Annotated in this window: 20 protein-coding genes; 14 read left to right on the forward strand and 6 right to left on the reverse strand. The window is 48.0% G+C overall.

All coding sequences use genetic code 11. The features are described from left to right. Window positions 1-24: 24 nt before the first annotated feature. On the reverse strand, window positions 25-1,557 hold the full coding sequence (locus tag HAP68_RS01455; RefSeq protein ID WP_003156627.1) for an MDR family MFS transporter: 1,533 nt from the start codon (window positions 1,555-1,557) through the stop codon (window positions 25-27). 113 nt (window positions 1,558-1,670) lie between these two features. Between HAP68_RS01455 and HAP68_RS01460 the strand changes: the two genes are divergently transcribed. The 3 genes from HAP68_RS01460 to HAP68_RS01470 all read left to right on the forward strand — a co-directional run bounded on the left by HAP68_RS01460 (window position 1,671) and on the right by HAP68_RS01470 (window position 3,654). Then, complete coding sequence (locus HAP68_RS01460) at window positions 1,671-2,132, forward strand: MarR family transcriptional regulator (RefSeq protein ID WP_003156626.1); 462 nt, start codon at window positions 1,671-1,673, stop codon at window positions 2,130-2,132. A 63-nt stretch (window positions 2,133-2,195) separates the two neighbouring features. After that, a complete protein-coding gene (locus HAP68_RS01465; protein WP_007409057.1) occupies window positions 2,196-2,825 on the forward strand; it encodes a LysE family translocator in 630 nt (209 codons plus the stop codon). Window positions 2,826-2,892: 67 nt separating this feature from the next. Continuing rightward, window positions 2,893-3,654, forward strand: a complete 762-nt coding sequence (locus HAP68_RS01470; RefSeq protein ID WP_014304302.1) for a YqcI/YcgG family protein — start codon at window positions 2,893-2,895, stop codon at window positions 3,652-3,654. 1 nt (window position 3,655) lies between these two features. Here HAP68_RS01470 and HAP68_RS01475 read toward each other — a convergent pair whose 3' ends face one another. After that, window positions 3,656-4,984: an amino acid permease gene (locus tag HAP68_RS01475; RefSeq protein WP_003156623.1), complete on the reverse strand. Its 1,329-nt coding sequence runs from the start codon at window positions 4,982-4,984 to the stop codon at window positions 3,656-3,658. 124 nt (window positions 4,985-5,108) lie between these two features. Here HAP68_RS01475 and HAP68_RS01480 point away from each other — a divergent pair, with 124 nt between their 5' ends. Beyond that, on the forward strand, window positions 5,109-5,705 hold the full coding sequence (locus tag HAP68_RS01480; RefSeq protein WP_011996295.1) for a DUF1989 domain-containing protein: 597 nt from the start codon (window positions 5,109-5,111) through the stop codon (window positions 5,703-5,705). A gap of 134 nt (window positions 5,706-5,839) precedes the next feature. After that, entirely contained in the window at window positions 5,840-6,658 is an 819-nt protein-coding gene (gene nadE, locus HAP68_RS01485) for an ammonia-dependent NAD(+) synthetase (RefSeq protein WP_007409061.1), read from the forward strand. 49 nt (window positions 6,659-6,707) lie between these two features. Here nadE and HAP68_RS01490 read toward each other — a convergent pair whose 3' ends face one another. The 3 genes from HAP68_RS01490 to HAP68_RS01500 form a co-directional block, all read right to left on the reverse strand. Beyond that, window positions 6,708-6,992: an antimicrobial peptide LCI gene (locus HAP68_RS01490; RefSeq protein ID WP_003156618.1), complete on the reverse strand. Its 285-nt coding sequence runs from the start codon at window positions 6,990-6,992 to the stop codon at window positions 6,708-6,710. A gap of 179 nt (window positions 6,993-7,171) precedes the next feature. Further along, window positions 7,172-7,765, reverse strand: coding sequence for a tunicamycin resistance ATP-binding TmrB (gene tmrB, locus HAP68_RS01495; RefSeq protein ID WP_024084868.1), 594 nt, complete (start codon window positions 7,763-7,765; stop codon window positions 7,172-7,174). 55 nt (window positions 7,766-7,820) lie between these two features. Continuing rightward, a complete protein-coding gene (locus HAP68_RS01500; RefSeq protein ID WP_003156612.1) occupies window positions 7,821-8,609 on the reverse strand; it encodes a sugar phosphate isomerase/epimerase family protein in 789 nt (262 codons plus the stop codon). A gap of 203 nt (window positions 8,610-8,812) precedes the next feature. Here HAP68_RS01500 and HAP68_RS01505 point away from each other — a divergent pair, with 203 nt between their 5' ends. From HAP68_RS01505 to HAP68_RS01545, 9 genes are all read left to right on the forward strand, one after another. Continuing rightward, window positions 8,813-10,123 carry an MFS transporter gene (locus HAP68_RS01505; RefSeq protein ID WP_003156611.1) on the forward strand — a complete coding sequence of 437 codons (1,311 nt, stop codon included), beginning with the start codon at window positions 8,813-8,815 and terminating at the stop codon, window positions 10,121-10,123. Between the two features lie 125 nt (window positions 10,124-10,248). Further along, on the forward strand, window positions 10,249-10,809 hold the full coding sequence (locus HAP68_RS01510) for a shikimate kinase (RefSeq protein ID WP_003156609.1): 561 nt from the start codon (window positions 10,249-10,251) through the stop codon (window positions 10,807-10,809). Window positions 10,810-10,953: 144 nt separating this feature from the next. Further along, window positions 10,954-11,910: a cephalosporin C deacetylase gene (cah, locus tag HAP68_RS01515; protein WP_003156607.1), complete on the forward strand. Its 957-nt coding sequence runs from the start codon at window positions 10,954-10,956 to the stop codon at window positions 11,908-11,910. A 65-nt stretch (window positions 11,911-11,975) separates the two neighbouring features. Beyond that, window positions 11,976-12,761, forward strand: a complete 786-nt coding sequence (locus HAP68_RS01520; protein ID WP_003156605.1) for a nucleotidyltransferase domain-containing protein — start codon at window positions 11,976-11,978, stop codon at window positions 12,759-12,761. Window positions 12,762-12,948: 187 nt separating this feature from the next. Further along, the gene (locus HAP68_RS01525; RefSeq protein ID WP_088037528.1) at window positions 12,949-13,860 is read left to right on the forward strand and encodes a proline dehydrogenase family protein; all 912 of its coding nucleotides are present in this window, start codon (window positions 12,949-12,951) and stop codon (window positions 13,858-13,860) included. A gap of 17 nt (window positions 13,861-13,877) precedes the next feature. After that, entirely contained in the window at window positions 13,878-15,425 is a 1,548-nt protein-coding gene (pruA, locus tag HAP68_RS01530) for an L-glutamate gamma-semialdehyde dehydrogenase (RefSeq protein ID WP_003156602.1), read from the forward strand. 91 nt (window positions 15,426-15,516) lie between these two features. Then, on the forward strand, window positions 15,517-16,971 hold the full coding sequence (gene putP / locus HAP68_RS01535) for a sodium/proline symporter PutP (RefSeq protein ID WP_024084869.1): 1,455 nt from the start codon (window positions 15,517-15,519) through the stop codon (window positions 16,969-16,971). 157 nt (window positions 16,972-17,128) lie between these two features. Further along, window positions 17,129-18,364: a proline utilization transcriptional regulator PutR gene (gene putR / locus HAP68_RS01540; protein WP_003156600.1), complete on the forward strand. Its 1,236-nt coding sequence runs from the start codon at window positions 17,129-17,131 to the stop codon at window positions 18,362-18,364. A 198-nt stretch (window positions 18,365-18,562) separates the two neighbouring features. Next, on the forward strand, window positions 18,563-19,573 hold the full coding sequence (locus HAP68_RS01545; protein ID WP_014304310.1) for an NAD(P)/FAD-dependent oxidoreductase: 1,011 nt from the start codon (window positions 18,563-18,565) through the stop codon (window positions 19,571-19,573). 54 nt (window positions 19,574-19,627) lie between these two features. Here the strand turns inward: HAP68_RS01545 and cobA are convergent, their stop codons facing one another. Continuing rightward, complete coding sequence (gene cobA, locus HAP68_RS01550) at window positions 19,628-21,067, reverse strand: uroporphyrinogen-III C-methyltransferase (RefSeq protein ID WP_024084870.1); 1,440 nt, start codon at window positions 21,065-21,067, stop codon at window positions 19,628-19,630. Between the last annotated feature and the right edge of the window lies 1 nt (window position 21,068).

The following is a 21,068-nucleotide window of genomic DNA, read 5'->3' on the forward strand; positions in this document are numbered from 1 at the left end:
GACAAACGCCATGTACTGCTTTTTTTAATTCGCTTTTTTCGCCATTTCCTGAGAGGTTTTTACTCTCGCTTTTCCCATAAACAAAATGGTAACGGCCGCAATGACGATCGGCGCCAGCGCAAGCGTGAATACATATGTGATGCTTTGCGACATGGCGTCAATAATGCGATCCAGAATGTGCGGCGGAATATGGGCGCGCGTGCCGGCCTGGAAAATCTCCTGCGGATTTCCGATGTTCTGCATCGCGCCGCCCGCTCCTTTCATGCCGCTGAATGAATCTGTGAGCTTGTTGGTAAACACATTCGTCTGGATGGTCCCGAAAATCGTCACACCGAGCGTCATACCGAATGATCTCAAAAACGAGTTTGTTGAGTTGGCGCTTCCGCGGTAACGCGGCTCCAGATCGTTCATGGACGCAGCCGGCAGCAGTGAGAAGTTGAAGCCGACGCCGAATCCTGAGATCAGCATGAATACCGTCAGCATCGTACGCGCCGTATCCGGTGTCATATTGGAAAGCAGCAGCATTCCGATAAAGAAAGCGACCACGGAAATCAGCATTAAATTGCGGAACCGCACTTTCGTCTGGAAAATTCCGCCGATCATACTTCCGATAACAGAACCGATCATCATCGGTGTCAAAATAAAGCCCGCGCTTGTCGCGGTGCTTCCGTACACGGCCTGAACGAAGATCGGGATAAACACCGCTAAAATCACAAATGTGGCTCCGTAAAGGAACGCCAGAATCTGTGCCGTGGCAAATAAACGGTTTTTAAACATCCAAAATGAGATAATCGGTTCTTCCGCTTTTCTTTCCACGATAAAAAAGGCGATAAAGAACACGGCGAACACAGCGAACAGACCGATGATCTGCACGGAGTTCCAATCATACGTTTTTCCGCCGAGCTCAAGAGCGAACATCAGACCGACAATGGAAACCACCAGCGTAATCGCGCCGGCCCAGTCGATTTTCTGCTTCTTGTGTTCAAGGGATTCTTTATAATAACGAAGAATGAAAAACAATGATAAAATACCGATCGGCACGTTGATATAAAACACCCAGTGCCAGCTGATGGAGTCGGTAATGAGCGCGCCTAAAAGCGGCCCGAGAACGCTGGAAAGGCCGAAAACGGCACCGAACATGCCCGACATTTTTCCGCGTTTTTCCGGCGGAAATAAATCAAAAATGATCGTGAAGGCGATCGGCATCAGCGCGCCTCCGCCGATTCCCTGAATGACGCGGTAAATAATGAGCTGATCCATTGTTTGAGCGATTCCGCATAATGCAGATCCGATTAAGAAAAGAATAAGACCGAATAAAAAGAAACGCTTGCGTCCGTACATATCGGACAGTTTTCCGTAAATCGGCATACCGGCCATAACGGCTACCATGTATGATGCCGTCACCCACGCGAACTTATCGAAACTTCCGAGGTCCGCCACGATATTTCCCATCGCAGTGGCAACGATTGTATTATCCATAGCCGACATTAAAATGCCCAGCAAAAGACCGATGACGACAAACTTCGTCGAGGCGTCCTTCGCGGCTGTTTGTTCCATGCTTTTTCCTCCCATACTTACTTTTGATCATTAAATTTGCTATGATCATATTAGATTTGCCGAAAATTATCTTGATCGTCAAGATAAATTGATTTTATAGGGAGGCCTGTCAGTTGTCAACAAGAAATACCAGAAGCGAGACGGAGGAAACCGCCATACAGTTATTCCGGAAGATGGCCACAAGGACGATCCTGTTTCATCAGGCGGCCGCTCAATCTCTCGGTCTGTTTCCGACCGATTTGAAATCAGCTGATATCTTAAATGAAGCAGGCCCGATGACCGCAGGCGAGCTCGGGAAAAAAACCGGCCTCAGCACAGGTTCGGTAACGGCGCTCATTGACCGGCTCGAAAAAGCGGGATATGTCATGAGGAAAAAAGACCCCGAAGACAAACGGCGGGTGATCATCGTGCCGCTGACAGCCGGAAAAGCGAATGTGAAGCAATTATTCAGCTCCTTATCCCAGTCCACGATCAGCCTTTGCCGGCAATATAAAGAAGAAGAACTGCGGCTGATATTCGATTTTTTAGGAAAAGCGACGGACATGATGGAAGACGAGCTTGAGAAATTAAAATAATGTATCATAGCACGGCCCATTCATGAATAACTTGTACAAGTTGCATGAATGAGGGGGAAGCCAATGAACATCTTTTTAAGCTACATCGTTCTCGGGCTGTCATTGTCAGCACCTGTCGGACCGGTCAATGCGGCGCAAATTGACAAAGGCATCAAAAACGGCTTTTGGCATGCATGGATTTTCGGTCTCGGCGCCATGGCCGCAGACGGGCTGTATATGATTCTGATCTATTTCGGGCTGTCTCAATTTTTGACCGCTCCTTTTGTAAAAACGTTTTTGTGGCTCTTCGGTTTTTTCGTGCTGACCTACACGGGAGTCGAAACGTTAAAAAATATAAGGGAAGCCATGAATGTCAGAAGCGGAAAAGGAAAACCGGCTTTTTACAAAACTTTCGGCGCGGGGTTTTTTATTTCTCTTTCCAATCCGCTGAGCATTTTATTCTGGCTCGGCATATACGGGAGCATTCTCGCCAAAACCGCTGAATCCTTCGATGCAAATCAGCTTTTGATTTACAGCTCCGGCATTCTTCTCGGCATTTTGATCTGGGATTTCTGCATGGCGGTCGCCGCGAGCACTTTCAGAAATCTCCTTCATGAAAAAGCGCTCCGCTGGCTGACGGGAGCGGCGGGTGTGTCTTTGATCGTTTTCGGGTTTTATTTCGGATGGCAGGGGATTCAAATGCTCATCTCATAAATAGAAGGACTGTCACCCATCGCCTGTCTCCGTCATAACGTATCATGACGATACTGGAGGTGGGCCGATGGCAAGCGGGCTGTACACAAAAAGTTGCCTTGAGGAAAAGTTATTGGATCTGCCAAATTGGCAGAGAATCGCTTTTGAGCTTCTATCAGAAAAAGTAGGCGATAAAGCGGATACGTTTCCGTGCATTCCCGGACGTCAGGGATTTTTGACAGATCAGCTCCGGATATCCTTTGCGGGTGATCCCCGCGAAGAGGGAACCCCGGAGGAAGTGGGGATGCTGCTGTCTGAGTACGGAAAGATCTCAAGGAATACCGGAAGATACGCGTCGCTGCTTGTGATTTTTGATACGCCTGAGGATTTAGCTGAGCATTATTCCGTTGAGGCGTATGAAGAGCTGTTCTGGTCTTTTTTAAACCGGCTGAGCGGCTGCGACCCGAAAGACTGGCCGGAAGACATGCCGGAAGACCCTGAACATTATAAATGGGAGTTCTGCTTTGACGGCGAACCGTATTTTATTCTGTGCGCGACGCCTGCGCATGAAGCGAGACAAAGCAGAAGCTTCCCGTTTTTTATGCTCGCGTTTCAGCCGAGATGGGTTTTTGAAGGATTAAATGATTCAACCGCGTTCGGACGAAACATGAGCCGGCTGATCAGAAAACGTTTAGAGGCATATGACGAAGCCCCTCTTCATCCCCGATTGGGGTGGTACGGAGGAAAAGACAATTTAGAATGGAAGCAATATTTCCTCCGTGATGATGAGACGCAAGTGTCAAAGTGTCCCTTTTCTTATTTGAAGAGACTGTTTAAACCGACGAAATAAGCTATGATCCGGCAGGGCTGTGTCCCTGCTTTTTTTGTACGATCCATGTCACGATCGCAATGACGGCGAGAAAACAAAGGCTGACCAGAAAACCGGGCCGGCTCGATTTCTCAAACAGCGTCCCGGAGACGGCCGCGACAATCAGCACAAGGGCGATAACAATCTGTACGGTTCCCATCTTTGTCGTTTCAAGCAGTTTCTTGCCCGAGAACAAAATGAACAGCCACGTATAAAGAAGCATGAGGCCCGCCGCGGTTGTCATGTGTTCATATATGTTTTTCGGCAGCACCAATGACAGGATGATGGAGACGATGAGTCCGGCAAACGTCAATCCGAGCGCGGGCCAGCAGATTTTTTTGTTTTCCTTTAATCTGAAGCATTTCGGCGCATCTCCGTCATCTGCCATCGTACAAAGCAATGTCGTCACGGCAAACAGCGAGGCGACGAGCGTGGAAAATCCCGCAATAATAAAAATCCCGTTAAAAATATCAAGAATGATATCTAAATGAAAACCCTTCAGCGATGTAATAAACGGGCTGTCCTGTTCGGTGAATTTGCCCAGCGGCACTAACAGCAGCGCCAGGCCGAGAGAAATGACGTAAATCACCGCAAGAACGGCAAGCATCAGCCGGCCTGATTTTGAGGCTTCCTCCGGCTTTTTCAAATGCACGGTCATCAGCCCCAAGACTTCAATTCCTCCGAAGGCGTAAAACGCATAAATCAGTCCCGTCCATAGCCCCATCGCTCCGTGCGGGAACAAATCCTTTGATTCGTTCGGCACCTGCACATCCGGTTTATGAGAAAATATACCGCACAGCGCCAATATGGCGATCACGATAAACATAACAATCGCCGCCGTCTTGACAACAGCGAGCACATTTTCCGTTTTTTGAAAAACGGACAGCCCCGTAAATATAATCAAAAGACCGAGCACCGCATAGATGGAGGCGAAAATCCACAGCGGCACATTCGGAAACCAATGCTTCGTAAAAAGCGAGATCGCTGTCAGCTGGCTTCCCGTGATCAGCATCTCGGACGACCAGTACACCCATCCGTTGCTGAAACCGGCCCAAGTGCCGAAAGCCTTTCTCGCATACGCGCAAAAAGACCCCTTTTCGGGCTGTTTGGCCGAGAGCTTCGCGAGCTGCTCAAAGACAAAATAGGTGCCAAGCCCGGCAATAAGAAATGAGATCAGCGCGGAATATCCGCTTTTGACAATAGCGATGCTGGACCCGAGAAAAAAGCCCGTCCCGATTGTGCAGCCGACGCCGATTAAGGAGAGCTGCCACCAAGCGAGATTCCCTTTAGGCTGGTCCTGTGATTTACTCATGAAGTTCAACCCCTTTATCAAAGCTTAGATTGCGGCCGTCAGAAGGGGAATATACATCCAATAAATTGCTTTACATGAAACAAACGGCCGGGGTTCATAATAGAAGAAAAAAAGGAGCAGTCTGATGACACAGCAATTTATCGTACCGCCGAAAAAAGGGCTAGGCCTGAAGGTTCACAAAGGGCAGATTATAAAAGTTGTCGATGTGGAAGGACAGCAGGTGGCTGATTTTACGGCGTATCATGCCAAGGACTTTTATGAACATCTTGATCAGGGCGCGACGATCGATGCCAATCAGTCCATTCATGTAAAAACGGGTGATCATATTTATTCGAATTTATACAAGCCGATGCTGACGCTGATTGAGGATACAGTCGGCAAGCACGACTTGCTGCTTCCCGCCTGCCGTCCGGATATGAACAGGCTTTTATACGGAAAGCATAAAGACGAGCTCCAGGATACGTGCTATGACAATATGAGCGGGGCGCTTGAACCGTTCGGGGTGCCGCGGCCGCATATGCATTACCCATTTGCCATCTTTATGAACACGGTGCTCGATGAGAAGGGGAACTTATCAGTCGAAACCCCTCTTTCTGACGCGGGTGATTATGTACGGCTCCGTGCGGAAATGGATCTCGTCGTCGCGTTTTCATCCTGTCCGATCGAAAAAGGAAAATGCAACGGAGACAGCATCACGGCGCTGCGGGTGGAAATCAGCTGATCCCGGTGTATTTGATTCACTTAAAATCTGCACCTGTGCTATATTTAACAGAGAGTCGTACATAGTGGCATGATTCATTTTCAGCATGAACGGGAAATGGATCATAAAGAAACAATGCAGGAGGAGTGATTGGGATGAGCATCCAGAAACAAATTATGAATGATCTCCATGTAAAGCCCTCAATTGATCCGAAACAAGAAATTGAGGACAGAGTGAACTTTCTGAAACAATATTTGAAAAAAACAGGTGCCAAAGGCTTTGTGCTCGGCATCAGCGGGGGGCAGGATTCCACGCTTGCGGGACGCCTCGCCCAGTTGGCGGCTGAAAGCATCAGAGAAGAAGGCGGAAACGCTGAATTTATCGCCGTCCGCCTTCCGCACGGCACACAGCAAGATGAGGATGACGCCCAATTGGCGCTCAAATTCATTAAACCTGATAAATCATGGACATTTGATATTAAGTCCGCTGTCAGCGCGTTCGCTGATCAGTATAAAAAAGACACGGGCGATCAGCTGTCTGACTTTAACAAAGGAAATGTAAAAGCCAGAATGAGAATGATCGCTCAATATGCCATCGGCGGACAAGAGGGGCTGCTTGTCATCGGAACCGACCATGCGGCCGAGGCGGTGACCGGTTTCTTCACGAAATACGGTGACGGCGGAGCTGATCTGCTGCCGCTGACCGGATTAACGAAACGCCAGGGCAGACGTTTATTAGAAGAACTCGGCGCGCCGGAACGCCTGTATTTGAAATTACCGACGGCCGATCTGCTTGATGAAAAACCGCAGCAGACGGATGAGACCGAACTCGGCATCACATACAATGACATTGATGATTATTTAGAAGGCAAGGATGTTTCTTCCGAAGTGATTGAGGCGCTGGAAAAACGCTACCTCAGTACGGAGCACAAGCGCCAGGTGCCGGCATCAATGTTTGATGATTGGTGGAAATAGAATGAAAAAACCTCCCTTTTGAAAGGGAGGTTTTTTGTTTATCTCATTTTTATTTATCTACACTTTCATAAATCCCTACCCAATACCCTTTGCTGCTGTCATAGTATTTGCTTTTGAAAATCCACTTTGTTCCATCTAAAACGAAAGAAGCAGCGAAGTTGCCGTTAGGGCTTTGAACGAGTTTGATGGCATTAATGCCGGCATCTGCTTTCGTTGAGATTGGGCTATTTTCCACGGATGCGGATGCTGTTGGTGATGCGGCAAAGGCAGGAGCGGCAGACATCAGTAAGGCAAGAGACAGCGCAGAACCGGTTAACACTTTTTTGAATTTCATTTCGAACACTCCCTTTTCAAATGAAATGTATTACAGTGTTAATAATTAGACAATTATCCATATAATTCCTTCTATGTTTCTAAAATTTTTTTCTTAATTTGAAAAAACAAACCTTCGGAGGGACTTTTTATTTATTGATCCATTTGCATGGGTCAGGGACATGTTTTCAAAACGCTTTTTTATTTGATACGGATATGATTCAGCTTCACCATTAATTTGTCGGTAAATCTTCGAAGGCTGCCTCTCGAATCAGGCTCAAGAGGCAGATTTGCTTGGGCAGCGATCGTTTCTGCGGCCTGCTGAATAGACATTTGGTCTGTATGGAGATGTTCTGCGAAGAGGCTATCAGACAGGCTGTTGATACAGCGGTCGATTTGTTTTGCGGCCCAGGAGTTTTTTCCTTCCGCTCTGGTGCGCAGGCGTTTCAGCAATGTTTCCTTTGAAGCCAGCAGGGTAAAGTGGTGAATGGTCCGGCCATCCTGTCTCAGCCTGCTGATAATGTCATGGAAGTATTGATCGTTCGTAATGGTCATGGGCACAATGATGATGCCCTGATATGTATCTGACAAATAGGAAAGCATGCTGTAATTGAATTCCCGCCACAGAGGGTAGCTTTGAAAGTCATCTTCAGCGATATCCGGCGGTATCATCGAACGCATCGCAAACCCCATCTTTTCAGGATCATATACGTAAGACGGTTTCAGTCTTCTGTGCAGTTCAAACGCTGTTTGTGTTTTTCCGGAACCGAAAGCCCCATTTATCCAAATGATCATCATGATATCCCCCTTTTTCTATATGATACAAAAAAAAGACCCTTCGATCGAAGAGTCAGCGGGAAAAAACAGACGTATATTCCCGGAGCGATTCCTTTATATGCGTAAAGGCATGTTCTCCAAAATACTCAAGAGAAACAAAACCGTCATATTGTCTGTTCATCAGCTCTTTTAAAAATGCTTTTTGATCGAGATCTCCTTGGAAAATCGGAGTTGGCTTGCTGAGATACCAGTTGTCAAAATTCCAGTGATAGTTTTTCAGATGAATATGGCTGACGGTATGATACAGCTTTTCTAAAGCGGACATTTGGTCAACGTGATTGACGTGTAGGTTGGAGCCGTCAAAAATGGTGCGGACCCGCGGATGTCCGACATCCTCCAAAAATGCCAGTGCCGCCTCCGGTGTATCCGCGTACGTATCGTAATGAATCTCAAGCCCGATATCGACTTCATAGTCATCTGCGAGCCGTGCCGCCTGCTGAAATTGATCAACCGCACGTTGCCACTTTTCCGGTGACGTCCGATGCGAAGGAAGATTGCCAGCAAAGACTCTGATCAAGGGGCTGTGCAGCTGTCGTGCCGCGCTTAATGCCCCTTGAACATCCTTTAACGCCTGCCTTTCATCCTGAGCGGCGAAGTCAGTGTACAAACTGACGGCAGGCACCCCGAGGCCTTCCTCCTGAAGCTGCTGATCAAGCCTGTCGAGCGGGCCGATTTCCTCTATATATTGTTTAGCGTGTCCGTACCACAGTTCGATTCCGTCAAAGGAGTGCTCCTTCGCGAAAGAAATGATGTCGAAAATATGCTTTTTTTTAAATCCTGTCGTGCAAAAACTCAGTTTCATCGGTAATCCTCCCGTAACTGTCTATCATATGTGTACTTTTCCCCGGGTGAGATACGGATAAACAGGTGGAAAGGGCAGACACTTTTATAAGCGGAGTGTCAGTGCGGCGCACAAATTGTTTAGCGCTTTTTTGCGTCAAAGTATTAAATAATTGACCGAAGTGTTGTACAATTAATTTCATTCGAGTAAGGGGGGAGAAGCCATTGAAAAATGAAACGGAGCTGACGGACTTCAGTCCCGTCCGCAATAAACCGACTCGCGCTCGTTATGTGATACTGTTTCTTTTGTTTTTTATCACTGCGATTAATTATATAGACCGTGCCAGTGTATCCATCGCCGCCCCGTCCATTCAGACATCGCTGAACATAAGCCCCGCGCTTTTGGGCGTCGTCTTTTCCGCATTCAGCTGGACCTATACGGGTATGCAGATTCCCGGCGGGCTCATTTTGGACAAATTCGGGTCAAAACGGACGTACGGCGTTTCTTTAATGATCTGGTCTGTTTTCACCGGAGTGCAGGCTTTTGCAGCCAGTTTCGGATTTTTATTCGGCTGCCGCCTGATTATCGGGCTGGCTGAATCGCCTGCGTTTCCGGCAAACAACCGGATTGTCACGACATGGTTTCCAAGGCGGGAACGCGCCTTTGCCACGGGTGTTTATACGGCGGGGGAATATGTGGGACTGGCGTTCGCCACACCGGTTTTATTCTGGGTGTTAACGGCATTTGACTGGCGCGCCGTCTTTATTTCTTCAGGCGTGCTCGGGCTTGTTTTCTCCGTTTTCTGGTTCAAAATGTATCACGAGCCGAATCGGTACCGGAAAGTGAACCGGGAAGAGCTTGATTATATTAGAGAAGGCGGCGGACTGACAGAGGTGTCTGAATCAGCCGGCAGGATCACGTGGCGGGATTTCGTCCAGCTTCTTAAATACCGCAAGCTTGTCGGCTTGTATATCGGCCAATTCGCCGTAGCCTCCACGCTGTTCTTCTTTTTGACATGGTTTCCGACTTATCTGGCGGAGGCAAAGCACATGGCTTTCTTAAAAGTCGGCTTCGCCGCATCAATCCCGTATATCGCCGCCTTTTTCGGCGTATTGTTCGGCGGATTTTGGTCTGACGGCATGATGAAGCGGGGCGTATCAGTGAATGTTGCCCGAAAGACGCCCGTTATCCTCGGTCTTCTGCTGACGGGCTCCATCGTGCTCGCGAATGTTACGGACTCTTCCCCGGCGGTTTTGGCGATCTTATCCATTGCTTCTTTTGCGCAGGGCATGTCCAATATTTCCTGGACGATGCTGAGTGAAGTGGCGCCAAGCGAGACAATCGGATTGGCAGGGGGCGTGTTTAACTTTTTCGCCAATATGGCCGGTATTATCACGCCGCTTATCATCGGGTTTATCGTCTCTGCGACCGGTTCATATAACGGAGCGATTCTGTTTGTCGGCGCTGTCGCATTTATCGGGGCATTTTCTTATATTTTCATTGTCGGAAAGGTGGAACGCATTACGCTCCGATAGAAAGAAAAACTCATCTCTTCTTATAAAGGATGGGTTTTCTTTCATTGCATTATCTCTATATTTCAATATTGGGTTATCATATAATAAACATAACTTTTTCATTTCTTAGGAGGATTTCGCCGAAGATGAACGCAAAACGTGCCATTCCCGTAAGAGAAAGAAACATCGTACTGATCGGATTCATGGGTGTCGGAAAGACAACAATCGGCCAGCTGGTCGCTAAGAAATTATACAGAGACTTCATTGATATTGATTTGCAGATTGAGAAAGATTTCAATATGTCCATCCCTGAAATGTTTGAGAAAAAAGGTGAAGCCTTTTTCCGTCAGACCGAAAAGGATTATATATTAGATATCTGCCGCAATACGAAATTCAAGATCGTGTCACTTGGGGGCGGTTCGTTTAAACAAGAGGAAATCAGACAGTGCTGCCTTGAAAACTGTCTCGTGCTCCATCTTGATTTATCATGGGAGAATTGGAAGCAGCGGGCTGACCTGCTGATTGAAAGCCGTCCCGTTCTGCATAACCGTTCCATGGATGAAATGCAGCAGCTCTTTAACGAGCGCCAAAGCATCTATGATAAACATAATTCAAAAGTGGCGACGGATAATCTGGAACCAGAAGAAATCGCCGATTATATCGTAGAAACGTTAAAAATCGGCTGGGATCTGTATCAGCCGATGTAAAAAGAGCCGTGACGCTGTGAGCGTACGGCTTTTTTGTTTTCTTTTAAACAAACGTTTATTAAAATGTTTAGAAAATGAGTGTAAAATCGTGTTAAGATAGAGTCAGAAAATTAAATCTTATAAAACAAAGGAGAATAATCGGATATGCAATTATACGACTTGCCGCTCGACCAACTGCAAACCTATAAACCAAATAAAACCGCTCCTCATGACTTTTCGGATTTTTGGGCATCATCATTACATGAGCTTGCAAAGGTAGAGGCAAAGCCTGAATTGACGGCTGAAAGCTACCCGGCTGACGGCGTGAAAGTATTCCGGCTGACATACCGAAGCTTCGGCAAGGCGGAAATTGAGGGATGGTACGCCGTTCCCGACCGGCAAGGACCGCATCCGGCCATCGTGAAATATCACGGCTACAACGCGAGCTATGACGGGGATATACATGACATCGTAAATTGGGCGCTTCACGGATATGCCGCGTTCGGCATGCTTGTCCGCGGCCAGCACAGCAGCACAGATACAAGCGTTTCACCGCACGGACACGTTCCCGGCTGGATGACGAAAGGGATTTTAGATAAAGATACATATTATTACCGCGGCGTGTACTTAGACGCCGTCCGGGCTTTGGAAGTCATCAGCGGCTTTGATGAAGTGGATGAGACGAGAATCGCCGTCATCGGGGGGAGCCAGGGAGGCGGACTTTCAATCGCCGCGGCGGCACTATCTGACATTCCGAGAGCGGTTGCGGCCGATTATCCTTATTTAAGCAATTTTGAGCGGGCCATTGATGTCGCTCTTGATGAGCCGTATCTTGAGATTAACTCCTTTTTCAGAAAGAACGGCAGCCCTGAGACGGAGAAGGCCGCGATGAATACACTGGCCTATTTTGATATCATGAATCTGGCGGACCGCGTAAAAGTTCCGGTGCTCATGTCTATCGGGCTGATTGACCGCGTGACTCCGCCGTCGACGGTGTTTGCCGCTTACAATCATCTGGAAACGGAAAAAGAATTGAAGGTTTACCGGTATTTCGGACATGAATACATACCTTCTTTCCATACGGAAAAGCTGGCCTTTCTGAAAGCGCATCTGAAAGGCTGACGACAGCGAAAAGCCCAAGTACTTGGGCTTTTTTCAGGAATGATCACGGAAAAGGACGGATACAGATGAAACAAAGGATCATCGAAGAATTAAAACGAATTGAAGCACAGCACGGCGTCAAGGTGCTTTACGCCGTAGAATCAGGGAGCCGCGCATGGGGATTTCCGTCAAGCGACAGCGACTACGATGTGCGGTTTCTCTATGTGCCGAAAAAAGAATGGTACTTTTCGATCGAACCGCATAGGGATGTCATAGAAGAGCCGATTCATGACATGCTTGACATCAGCGGCTGGGAACTGAGAAAAGCGCTGCGGCTTTTTAAAAAATCAAATCCGCCTCTTTTGGAATGGCTCTCTTCTGAGATGATCTATTATGAAGCTTTCTCAGCGGCTGAAAAGCTTCGAAAACTGAAAATCCGCGCCTTTTCGCCTGAAGCCGGCATTTATCATTATCTCAATATGGCAAAACGGAATGAAAAAACGGAATTGCAGGGCAGTGAAGTGAAGATTAAAAAGTATTTTTATGTTTTGCGTCCTCTCCTTGCCTGCAGATGGATTGAAACGTTCGGCTCCGTACCGCCGATGTCATTTCCCGTACTGGCCGATGCCTTATTGACGGATGAAGCGCTCATTTCTGAAATCAATACACTGCTTACAAGGAAAAAAAGCGGTCAGGAGCTGGCTCCGGAACCGAGAAATACGATCATTCACGGTTTTATAGAAGAAGAAATAGAACGCATCGGGCACTATGTCAAAACGATCAAAACACCGAAACCTGACATAACGGAGGAACTGAATCAGCTATTGATTCAGACCGTCGAAGAGGCGTGGGGGGAAAAAGGCGGAAATTGACGATTGCCGTCATTTCCGTCCGCCTTTTTTCGGCATAATCCGCCTGCTATCTAAGAAGCTGATTGTGGTAAAACCACAAAAATTTATCAGAATCTTTGTATTTTTAGAATATTGTGAGAGGATGTTTTGTCCATTTACAATAGACTCATACAAATACTTCTTAGATTGCGGGGTGTTAAGGTTGGAAGTGATTACAAGAGATTTTTTCTTATTTTTATCCAAGAGCAGCTTTCTCAATAAGATGGCGCGAAGCTGGGGAAGCCGTGTGGCAGCCGGCAAAATCATCGGAGGAATGGATTTCCGCAGTTCTATCCCGACAATCCGACATTTGAACAGCCAGGGGCTGTCAGTTACTGTCGATCATTTGGGGGAATTTGTCAACAGCGGTGACGTCGCGAAAGAACGCACCGAGGAGTGCATGCAGACCATCGCCTTAATTGCTGATGAACAGCTGAATTCCCAAGTGTCATTAAAAATGACGTCTTTAGGTCTTGATATAGATCTCGATCTCGTCTATGAAAATATGACGAAAATCCTCCAGACGGCTGAAAAACATAAAGTCATGGTGACGATTGACATGGAAGATGAAACGAGATGCCAGAAAACGCTGGATATCTTTAAAGACTTCCGGAGCCGGTATGAATATGTAAGCACCGTGGTGCAGGCTTATCTGTACAGAACGGAGAAGGATCTTGATGACCTCAGCCCGCTGAATCCGTTTCTGCGGCTTGTCAAAGGAGCCTATAAAGAATCGGAAAAGGTGGCCTATCCTGAAAAAAGCGACGTCGATGAAAATTATAAAAGACTCATCCGCAAACAGCTTTTAAAAGGACATTATACGGCAGTCGCCACGCATGATGACAAAATGATCGAGTTTACAAAACAGCTTGCCGAAGAGCACGGCATTCCAAACGACCGTTTTGAGTTTCAGATGCTGTACGGCATGCGCTCGCAAACCCAGCTCAGCCTGGTGGAAGAAGGATACCGCATGAGAGTCTACCTGCCTTACGGGGATGACTGGTACGGCTATTTCATGAGACGGCTCGCCGAACGCCCCTCAAACATCGCATTCGCCTTTAAAGGAATGACTAAGAAGTAAAAAAGGGAGAGATGACAATGACTACACCTTATAAACACGAACCATTCACGAATTTCCAAGATCAATCGAACGTTGAAGAATTTAAGAAAGCGCTTGCGACGGTAAATGAGTATCTGGGAAAAGATTATCCGCTCGTCATCAACGGTGAAAAGGTAGAGACGGAAGCGAAAATCGTATCCATTAACCCTGCAGACAAAGAAGAAGTCGTCGGAAAAGTGTCAAAGGCGTCCCAGGAGCACGCTGAGCAGGCGATTGAAGCGGCTGCGAAAGCGTTCGAAGAGTGGAGATACACATCCCCTGAAGAAAGAGCGGCCGTTTTGTTCCGCGCGGCTGCCAAAGTCCGCCGCAGAAAGCACGAATTCTCCGCCCTGCTCGTCAAGGAAGCGGGAAAGCCTTGGAACGAAGCTGATGCGGATACGGCGGAAGCCATCGACTTTATGGAATACTACGCGCGCCAGATGGTTGAATTGGCAAAAGGCAAGCCGGTCAACAGCCGCGAAGGCGAGAAGAACCAATATGTCTACACACCGACCGGCGTAACGGTCGTCATTCCGCCATGGAACTTCCTCTTTGCGATTATGGCGGGAACGACGGTGGCACCGATCGTAACGGGCAACACGGTCGTTCTTAAACCGGCAAGCGCGACACCGGTCATCGCGGCGAAGTTCGTAGAAGTGCTTGAGGAATCAGGCCTTCCGAAGGGCGTTGTCAACTTTGTGCCGGGAAGCGGAGCGGAAGTGGGAGACTATCTCGTCGATCACCCGAAAACAAGCATCATTACGTTTACGGGATCACGTGAAGTCGGTACGAGAATTTTCGAACGCGCGGCGAAAGTGCAGCCGGGCCAGCAGCACTTAAAGCGTGTTATCGCTGAAATGGGCGGTAAAGATACGGTTGTTGTCGATGAGGACGCGGACATTGAATTGGCGGCTCAATCCATCTTTACATCAGCATTCGGCTTCGCTGGACAAAAATGTTCTGCAGGTTCACGTGCAGTTGTCCATGAAAAAGTGTATGATCAAGTATTAGAGCGCGTCATCGAAATCACTGAATCAAAAGTGACGGCAAGCCCTGACAGCGCTGACGTGTATATGGGACCTGTCATCGACCAAGGTTCTTACGACAAGATCATGAGCTACATCGAAATCGGAAAAGAAGAAGGCCGTTTAGTAAGCGGCGGCACCGGAGATGATTCAAAAGGCTACTTTATCAAGCCGACGATCTTCGCTGACCTTGATCCGAAAGCCAGACTCATGCAGGAAGAAATCTTCGGGCCGGTCGTGGCGTTTTCTAAAGTATCAAACTTTGATGAAGCACTGGAAGTGGCCAACAATACTGAATACGGTTTGACAGGCGCGGTCATTACAAATAACCGCAAACATATTGAACGGGCGAAACAGGAATTCCATGTCGGCAACCTGTACTTCAACCGCAATTGTACGGGAGCGATTGTCGGCTACCATCCGTTCGGAGGCTTCAAAATGTCCGGCACTGATTCAAAAGCGGGCGGCCCGGATTATTTGGCCCTCCACATGCAGGCGAAAACAATCAGTGAAATGTTTTAAGAGGGACTGAATGGGCATCCTCCTCGCGGGGGGTGTCCATTTCACCATAAACATATAAAGCGGAGGAGGAAATGCCATAGCAAACATTCAGTTGATTATTTCCATTTGTATTTATATGGCGGGCATGCTGTTTATCGGTTATTTCGCCTACAGACGGACGTCAAATCTGACGGATTACATGCTCGGGGGGCGTTCTTTAGGCCCTGCCGTCACAGCGCTCAGCGCGGGAGCGGCGGATATGAGCGGATGGCTCTTGATGGGGCTTCCGGGCGCCATGTTCTCAACGGGATTAAGCGGCGCTTGGATTGTAATCGGACTTGTGCTCGGGGCGTGGGCGAACTGGCTTTTCGTCGCGCCGAGACTGAGAACGTATACCGAAAAAGCGGGGAATTCCATCACCATTCCGGGTTTCCTTGAAAACCGTTTCGGTGATCATACGAAGCTTCTCAGACTGTTTTCGGGTCTCGTCATTCTCGTCTTTTTCACTTTTTACGTATCATCCGGCATGGTGTCCGGAGGTGTCTTATTCAACAGCATTTTAGGGTTGAATTACCACACGGGACTGTGGGTCGTGACAGGCGTCGTTGTCGCCTACACCTTGTTCGGGGGCTTTTTGGCGGTAAGCTGGACGGACTTTGTTCAAGGGATCATTATGTTTGCGGCGCTTATTCTTGTGCCGATTGTGACGATTTTCCATACGGGCGGCCCGGGGGAAACCGTTGCCGATATCCGTTCCGTCAACCCGGAACTGTTTAATATGTTCAAAGGGACGACCGTCCTCGGCATTATTTCTTTATTTGCGTGGGGGCTCGGCTATTTCGGGCAGCCGCATATTATTGTGCGTTTTATGGCGATCACATCCGTGAAAGAGATCAAACGCGCCAGACGGATCGGAATGGGATGGATGATTTTGTCTGCACTCGGCGCGCTGTTTACGGGTCTTGCGGGAATCGCGTATTACCACCAGCGCGGGTTGAAGCTGGCTGATCCGGAAACCATTTTTATTCAGCTCGGCAGCATTCTGTTCCACCCGATTATTACGGGATTTCTCATTTCTGCGATTTTAGCGGCCATTATGAGTACGATTTCGTCTCAGCTGCTCGTTACGTCCAGTTCTTTAGTAGAGGATTTGTATAAGTCCATGTTCAGGCGTTCAGCTTCTGATAAGGAACTCGTATTTCTGGGGAGAATGGCAGTGCTTGCGGTGTCAATCATCGCTTTGGTGCTCGCCTGGGAGAAAAACAACACGATACTTGGTCTTGTCAGCTATGCATGGGCGGGATTCGGCGCTTCATTCGGGCCGGTCGTACTGCTCAGTTTATTTTGGAAACGGATGACGAAATGGGGGGCACTCGCCGGCATGATTGCGGGAGCGATTACCGTAATCATTTGGGCGAATGCCGGTCTTTCAGACTTTTTGTACGAAATCATTCCGGGCTTTGCTGTAAGCCTTGCCGCTGTATTTGTCGTCAGCTTATTGACACAGGCTCCGTCAAAAGATGTCACAGATCAGTTTCATGACTACCGTGATACACTTTCTCAATAAAAGCAAGGAACGAGAGGAAGAAGGGACCGCCCTTTTTCCTCTTTTCACGATACAGGCTTTCGGATCATTCCGTTTTGGGAGTATATGAATTTTTTTCTATACAAAAAGTCACCCCTCAGAGTATGATAAAGATAAAAAGAGCATAGGAGAAATAGGTATGGAAGAGCTTTTAGAGAGAGTTTTTTCATTTACGGACATTGATAAATTAATTGATTTCATCAGTTATGAATTGCAGAAGCCCGTTATTCTGGAAAGCGCGGATTTCTTTTTGCTTGCCTATAATTCTTATTACATTAATCACTTCGACTCCGCCAACCAGCAGACGATATTCTCAAAAAAATGCCCCGTGCAGATTTTTGAAAGGTTTCTGAAGGACGGGGTGATCGAAAAGCTGAAAACCGTTCCTGAACCGTTCCGTGTCGAAAAAATAGACAGTATCGGACTGAATCAGAGAGTGGTTGTAAGCGCAAAACATAAAGGGGAAGTGATGGGCTACATCTGGATTCAGGAGCTCGACCGAAACTTGACGGACGAGGAGCTTGATTTTTTATATGAAACTTCATTCCATGTCGGAAAAATCATCTACAAAACGAACCGGCTGAAACAGGAAAAAGAAGAGAGAGCGGAAGACCTGGTGAAACGGGCGATCTTTCAGCAATTCTCCTCTGAAAAGGAGTTCAGGCGGGAAGCGGAAAAGATGAACGCCGTGCTGCCGTCGGTTTTTTCGGTAGTCGTCCTGCACGCAGCGAATGGGGATGGGGAGGCAGTCGAAGATGTAAAGGAAAATATCAAATCGTACTTGAATTTGCGGGATAAAGTCAGCCACGTCTTAACCATTGATTCCAATATTGTCATCGTCGTCGCAAGCTTCTCGCAAAAAAGCTCCGGCACTTCGGCAGCATCTGAATTCATCCACAAACTGCTGACTCATTTTCACTTTCAGAAGATCCCCACTCCCATCTATATCGGAATCGGCAATGAATACAGCAGCATCCTGAAGCTCGGCAAAAGTTATATAGAAGCCCTTGAAGTCATAAAGGCTGCCGAAATTACCGGAAACCAGGAAAATATCCCGTACGAATACAGTAAGCTCGGGATTTACCGCTATCTTGAAAGCATCGAAGAAAAAAACGCCTCACTGGAATATGTAAACGATGATTTAGCGTTATTAAAAGCCAAAGACAGAGAAAGCAGCACCGAACTGCTGAAAACGTTAGAAATCTATCTCCTCAATAACTGCAAAACAAAACCAGCCGCAGAACAGCTTTTTATTCATCAAAACACATTGAACTACCGCATCAAACAGATTCTTGACATGACATCAATTAATTTAAACGACTTCAGGACAAGGTGCCAGCTGTATCTCGATATCATGCTGATGAAAAAGAGATAAAAAAGAAACCAGTCGCCGTACTGGTTTCAGTTTTAATACCTTCCCGCTTATCAATCTCAGAACCTCACTTCTGAATCACTCCTTTCCCTCAAGATGAGAAATGAATAAACACTGCTCCTCAATATATGTTATACTTTCATTGATATTGATTCTCAATTAAAAAAGTATGAAGTATAGATATAAACGGGAGGCAGAACGATGGCGGAAAATCATGAGGTGTACGACGTCACGATTATAGGCGGAGGCCCGATCGGCCTGTTTGCGGCTTTTTATTGCGGGATGCGGGAGCTGAAAACGAAAGTGATCGAGTTTTTGCCGCGGCTCGGGGGAAAGGTGTCTATGTTTTTTCCTGAAAAAATCATCCGTGATATCGGCGGAATACCCGGGATTGCCGGGGAACAGCTGATTAAGCAGCTGAAGGAGCAGGCGGCGACATTTGAGCCGGATATCGTGTTGAATCAGCGGGTGGCCGGATTTGAACGGCTGGAAGACGGAACCATTGTGCTGGAAAGTTCCGAAGGGGAAAAGCACTATACGCGCACGGTGATTTTGGCCGTCGGCATGGGGACGCTTGAGGTCAATGAACTTGACAGCGCGGATGCGAGCCGTTATTCAGGAAAGAACCTTCATTATAAGGTGGAGAAGCTTGATGCGTTTCGAGATAAGCATGTCGTGATTTCCGGAGGGGGAGATACCGCGGTTGACTGGGCGAATGAGCTGGAACCGATTGCGGCGTCTGTTACCGTCTTGCACCGCCGTGAGGAGTTTGGCGGTTTGGAAAGCAGCGTGGCGAAAATGAAGCGGTCTTCCGTGCGGGTGCTTGCGCCGTATCGTCTGAAGCATCTCAACGGCACCGGGGAACGGATCGAGAGCGTCACCGTTTGCCAAACTGAGTCCGGACTTTCTGAAGTCATCAAGCTTGATGAGCTCATTATCAACCACGGGTTTAAAATTGATCTCGGTCCGATGAAGGACTGGGGGCTTGAGATAGAAGAAGGCAGGATTAAAGCTGACAGGCATATGCGCACGAATCTTCCGGGCGTGTTTGTCGCCGGTGACGCCGCCCATTATGAAAGCAAGCTCAGACTGATTGCCGGCGGTTTCACGGAGGGCCCGACCGCAGTGAACAGCGCCAAAGCCTATTTGGACCCGCAGGCGGATCAGATGGCGATGTATTCGACTCATCATAAAAAATTGGTGACACAATAAAAAAGGGCTGACCCCCGATGCTGGGCCCGGGGGTCAGAAAAGCATTCCGGCGTATCAGCTGTGAACGGGCATGTCTTTCATTTCATTTCGTATAAACGCAAATAACTGTTCCTGATTTTTCACGGCGGTAAACCCGCAGCCGGCGGGGACGTCTTTGCCCATGCAGATGACGGGAGGGCGGTTTCCTCTCGGGTTCGGTGATATGCCGATTTGTTTTCCGGCGCTGATCAAATGCTGAGCGGATTCTTTGCCCGTACAGATAATCATTTGCAGAGGTGACTCACTGATCGTGCGTTCGATCATGGAAGTGAATCGCTCATCCGCGATATGTTCATGGGTGATATAAAACGGGCATGTTTTTGAGTCTGGCAAGTTTTCTGCTGCTTGACGGCTCCCTACAATGAGAGAATGCGGAGAAACATTTTGCCATTCGGATAGGAGAAAGCCCCGTTTTGTCAGTTCCGTCTTTGCGGCTTCGGTCGCTGCATTCAGGCATGCGGTCACCCGGCGGATGTCGATCTGCTTGAAAGCCAGTGTGTCAAAGAATTCGCATACCGCAAGGCGTGATGTGAAAAATAGTTGTTCAAAGGTGCTGATCTGTTTCAGGATGTTTTCGTTTGCGGGCATTTTTTTAACGATCCGCTTCGGCCATTCAATAACATCGGCGCCATACTCGCGCAGCTTGTCTGTCAATGTATGTTCATCATCCCCATGAGTGACCACCATGATATGCCGTCCGATGAACGGTTTGCTTTCAAACCAGCTGTGTGTTTGAAAATTGACAATATCACCGATGACGATAATGGCAGGGTTGGTGATGTTTTGGCTTTGAACTTTTTCATGGATATCCTGAAGCGTTCCTTTAACGCTCCGCTGCCGCCCCCACGTCCCCCATTGAATGACAAGTACGGGAACGGAAGGGGATTTTCCGTACTCCATAAGCTTCCTGCATATAAATGACAGATTTTTAACGCCCATGTAAAACACAAGCGTTTGAACGCTTCGGGCAAGCCCTTCCCAGTCGAGATTCGGCCTGCCGTGCAATGATGTATCATGAGCGGTGATCATCGCGAAGGACGAAGCGAAATCACGATGGGTGACGGGGACTCCCGCATACAGCGGCGCTGCAATTCCCGAGGTGATGCCGGGCACCATTTCGTAGCGGATGCCATGCTGATGAAGCGCCTCTGCTTCTTCGCCGACCCTGCCGAACACACTTGGATCTCCGCCTTTCAAGCGGACGACGGTGTAGCCCTCCGCCGCTTTTTCTATCAGCAGGGCATTTATCTCAGACTGTTTCATAAAATGGCGGTCGGGCAGCTTTCCGCAATAAATGAACCGGCAGTCCGGTGAGGCGTATTCTAGAAACTTTGGGTTTGCGAGCCGGTCATACAAAATGATATCCGCTTTCTCCAGAGCCTGTTTTCCTTTTACGGTGATCAGCCCCGGGTCTCCTGGTCCGGCACCGACAAAGTATACGATTCCGTTTTTCATG

Source organism: Bacillus sp. Bvel1 (assembly GCF_014872755.1).
Lineage (GTDB): Bacteria > Bacillota > Bacilli > Bacillales > Bacillaceae > Bacillus > Bacillus velezensis.

Coding starts and splice junctions, on each gene's coding strand:
- putR (WP_003156600.1), top strand. CDS start 17,129: ATGGAAGAGCTTTTAGAGAGAGTTTTTTCATTTACGGACATTGATAAA.
- HAP68_RS01470 (WP_014304302.1), top strand. CDS start 2,893: ATGGCAAGCGGGCTGTACACAAAAAGTTGCCTTGAGGAAAAGTTATTG.
- HAP68_RS01490 (WP_003156618.1), bottom strand. CDS start 6,992: ATGAAATTCAAAAAAGTGTTAACCGGTTCTGCGCTGTCTCTTGCCTTA.
- HAP68_RS01520 (WP_003156605.1), top strand. CDS start 11,976: ATGAAACAAAGGATCATCGAAGAATTAAAACGAATTGAAGCACAGCAC.
- tmrB (WP_024084868.1), bottom strand. CDS start 7,765: ATGATCATTTGGATAAATGGGGCTTTCGGTTCCGGAAAAACACAAACA.
- HAP68_RS01475 (WP_003156623.1), bottom strand. CDS start 4,984: ATGAGTAAATCACAGGACCAGCCTAAAGGGAATCTCGCTTGGTGGCAG.
- pruA (WP_003156602.1), top strand. CDS start 13,878: ATGACTACACCTTATAAACACGAACCATTCACGAATTTCCAAGATCAA.
- HAP68_RS01510 (WP_003156609.1), top strand. CDS start 10,249: ATGAACGCAAAACGTGCCATTCCCGTAAGAGAAAGAAACATCGTACTG.
- HAP68_RS01545 (WP_014304310.1), top strand. CDS start 18,563: ATGGCGGAAAATCATGAGGTGTACGACGTCACGATTATAGGCGGAGGC.
- cobA (WP_024084870.1), bottom strand. CDS start 21,067: ATGAAAAACGGAATCGTATACTTTGTCGGTGCCGGACCAGGAGACCCG.
- cah (WP_003156607.1), top strand. CDS start 10,954: ATGCAATTATACGACTTGCCGCTCGACCAACTGCAAACCTATAAACCA.
- HAP68_RS01455 (WP_003156627.1), bottom strand. CDS start 1,557: ATGGAACAAACAGCCGCGAAGGACGCCTCGACGAAGTTTGTCGTCATC.
- HAP68_RS01480 (WP_011996295.1), top strand. CDS start 5,109: ATGACACAGCAATTTATCGTACCGCCGAAAAAAGGGCTAGGCCTGAAG.
- nadE (WP_007409061.1), top strand. CDS start 5,840: ATGAGCATCCAGAAACAAATTATGAATGATCTCCATGTAAAGCCCTCA.
- HAP68_RS01465 (WP_007409057.1), top strand. CDS start 2,196: ATGAACATCTTTTTAAGCTACATCGTTCTCGGGCTGTCATTGTCAGCA.
- HAP68_RS01500 (WP_003156612.1), bottom strand. CDS start 8,609: ATGAAACTGAGTTTTTGCACGACAGGATTTAAAAAAAAGCATATTTTC.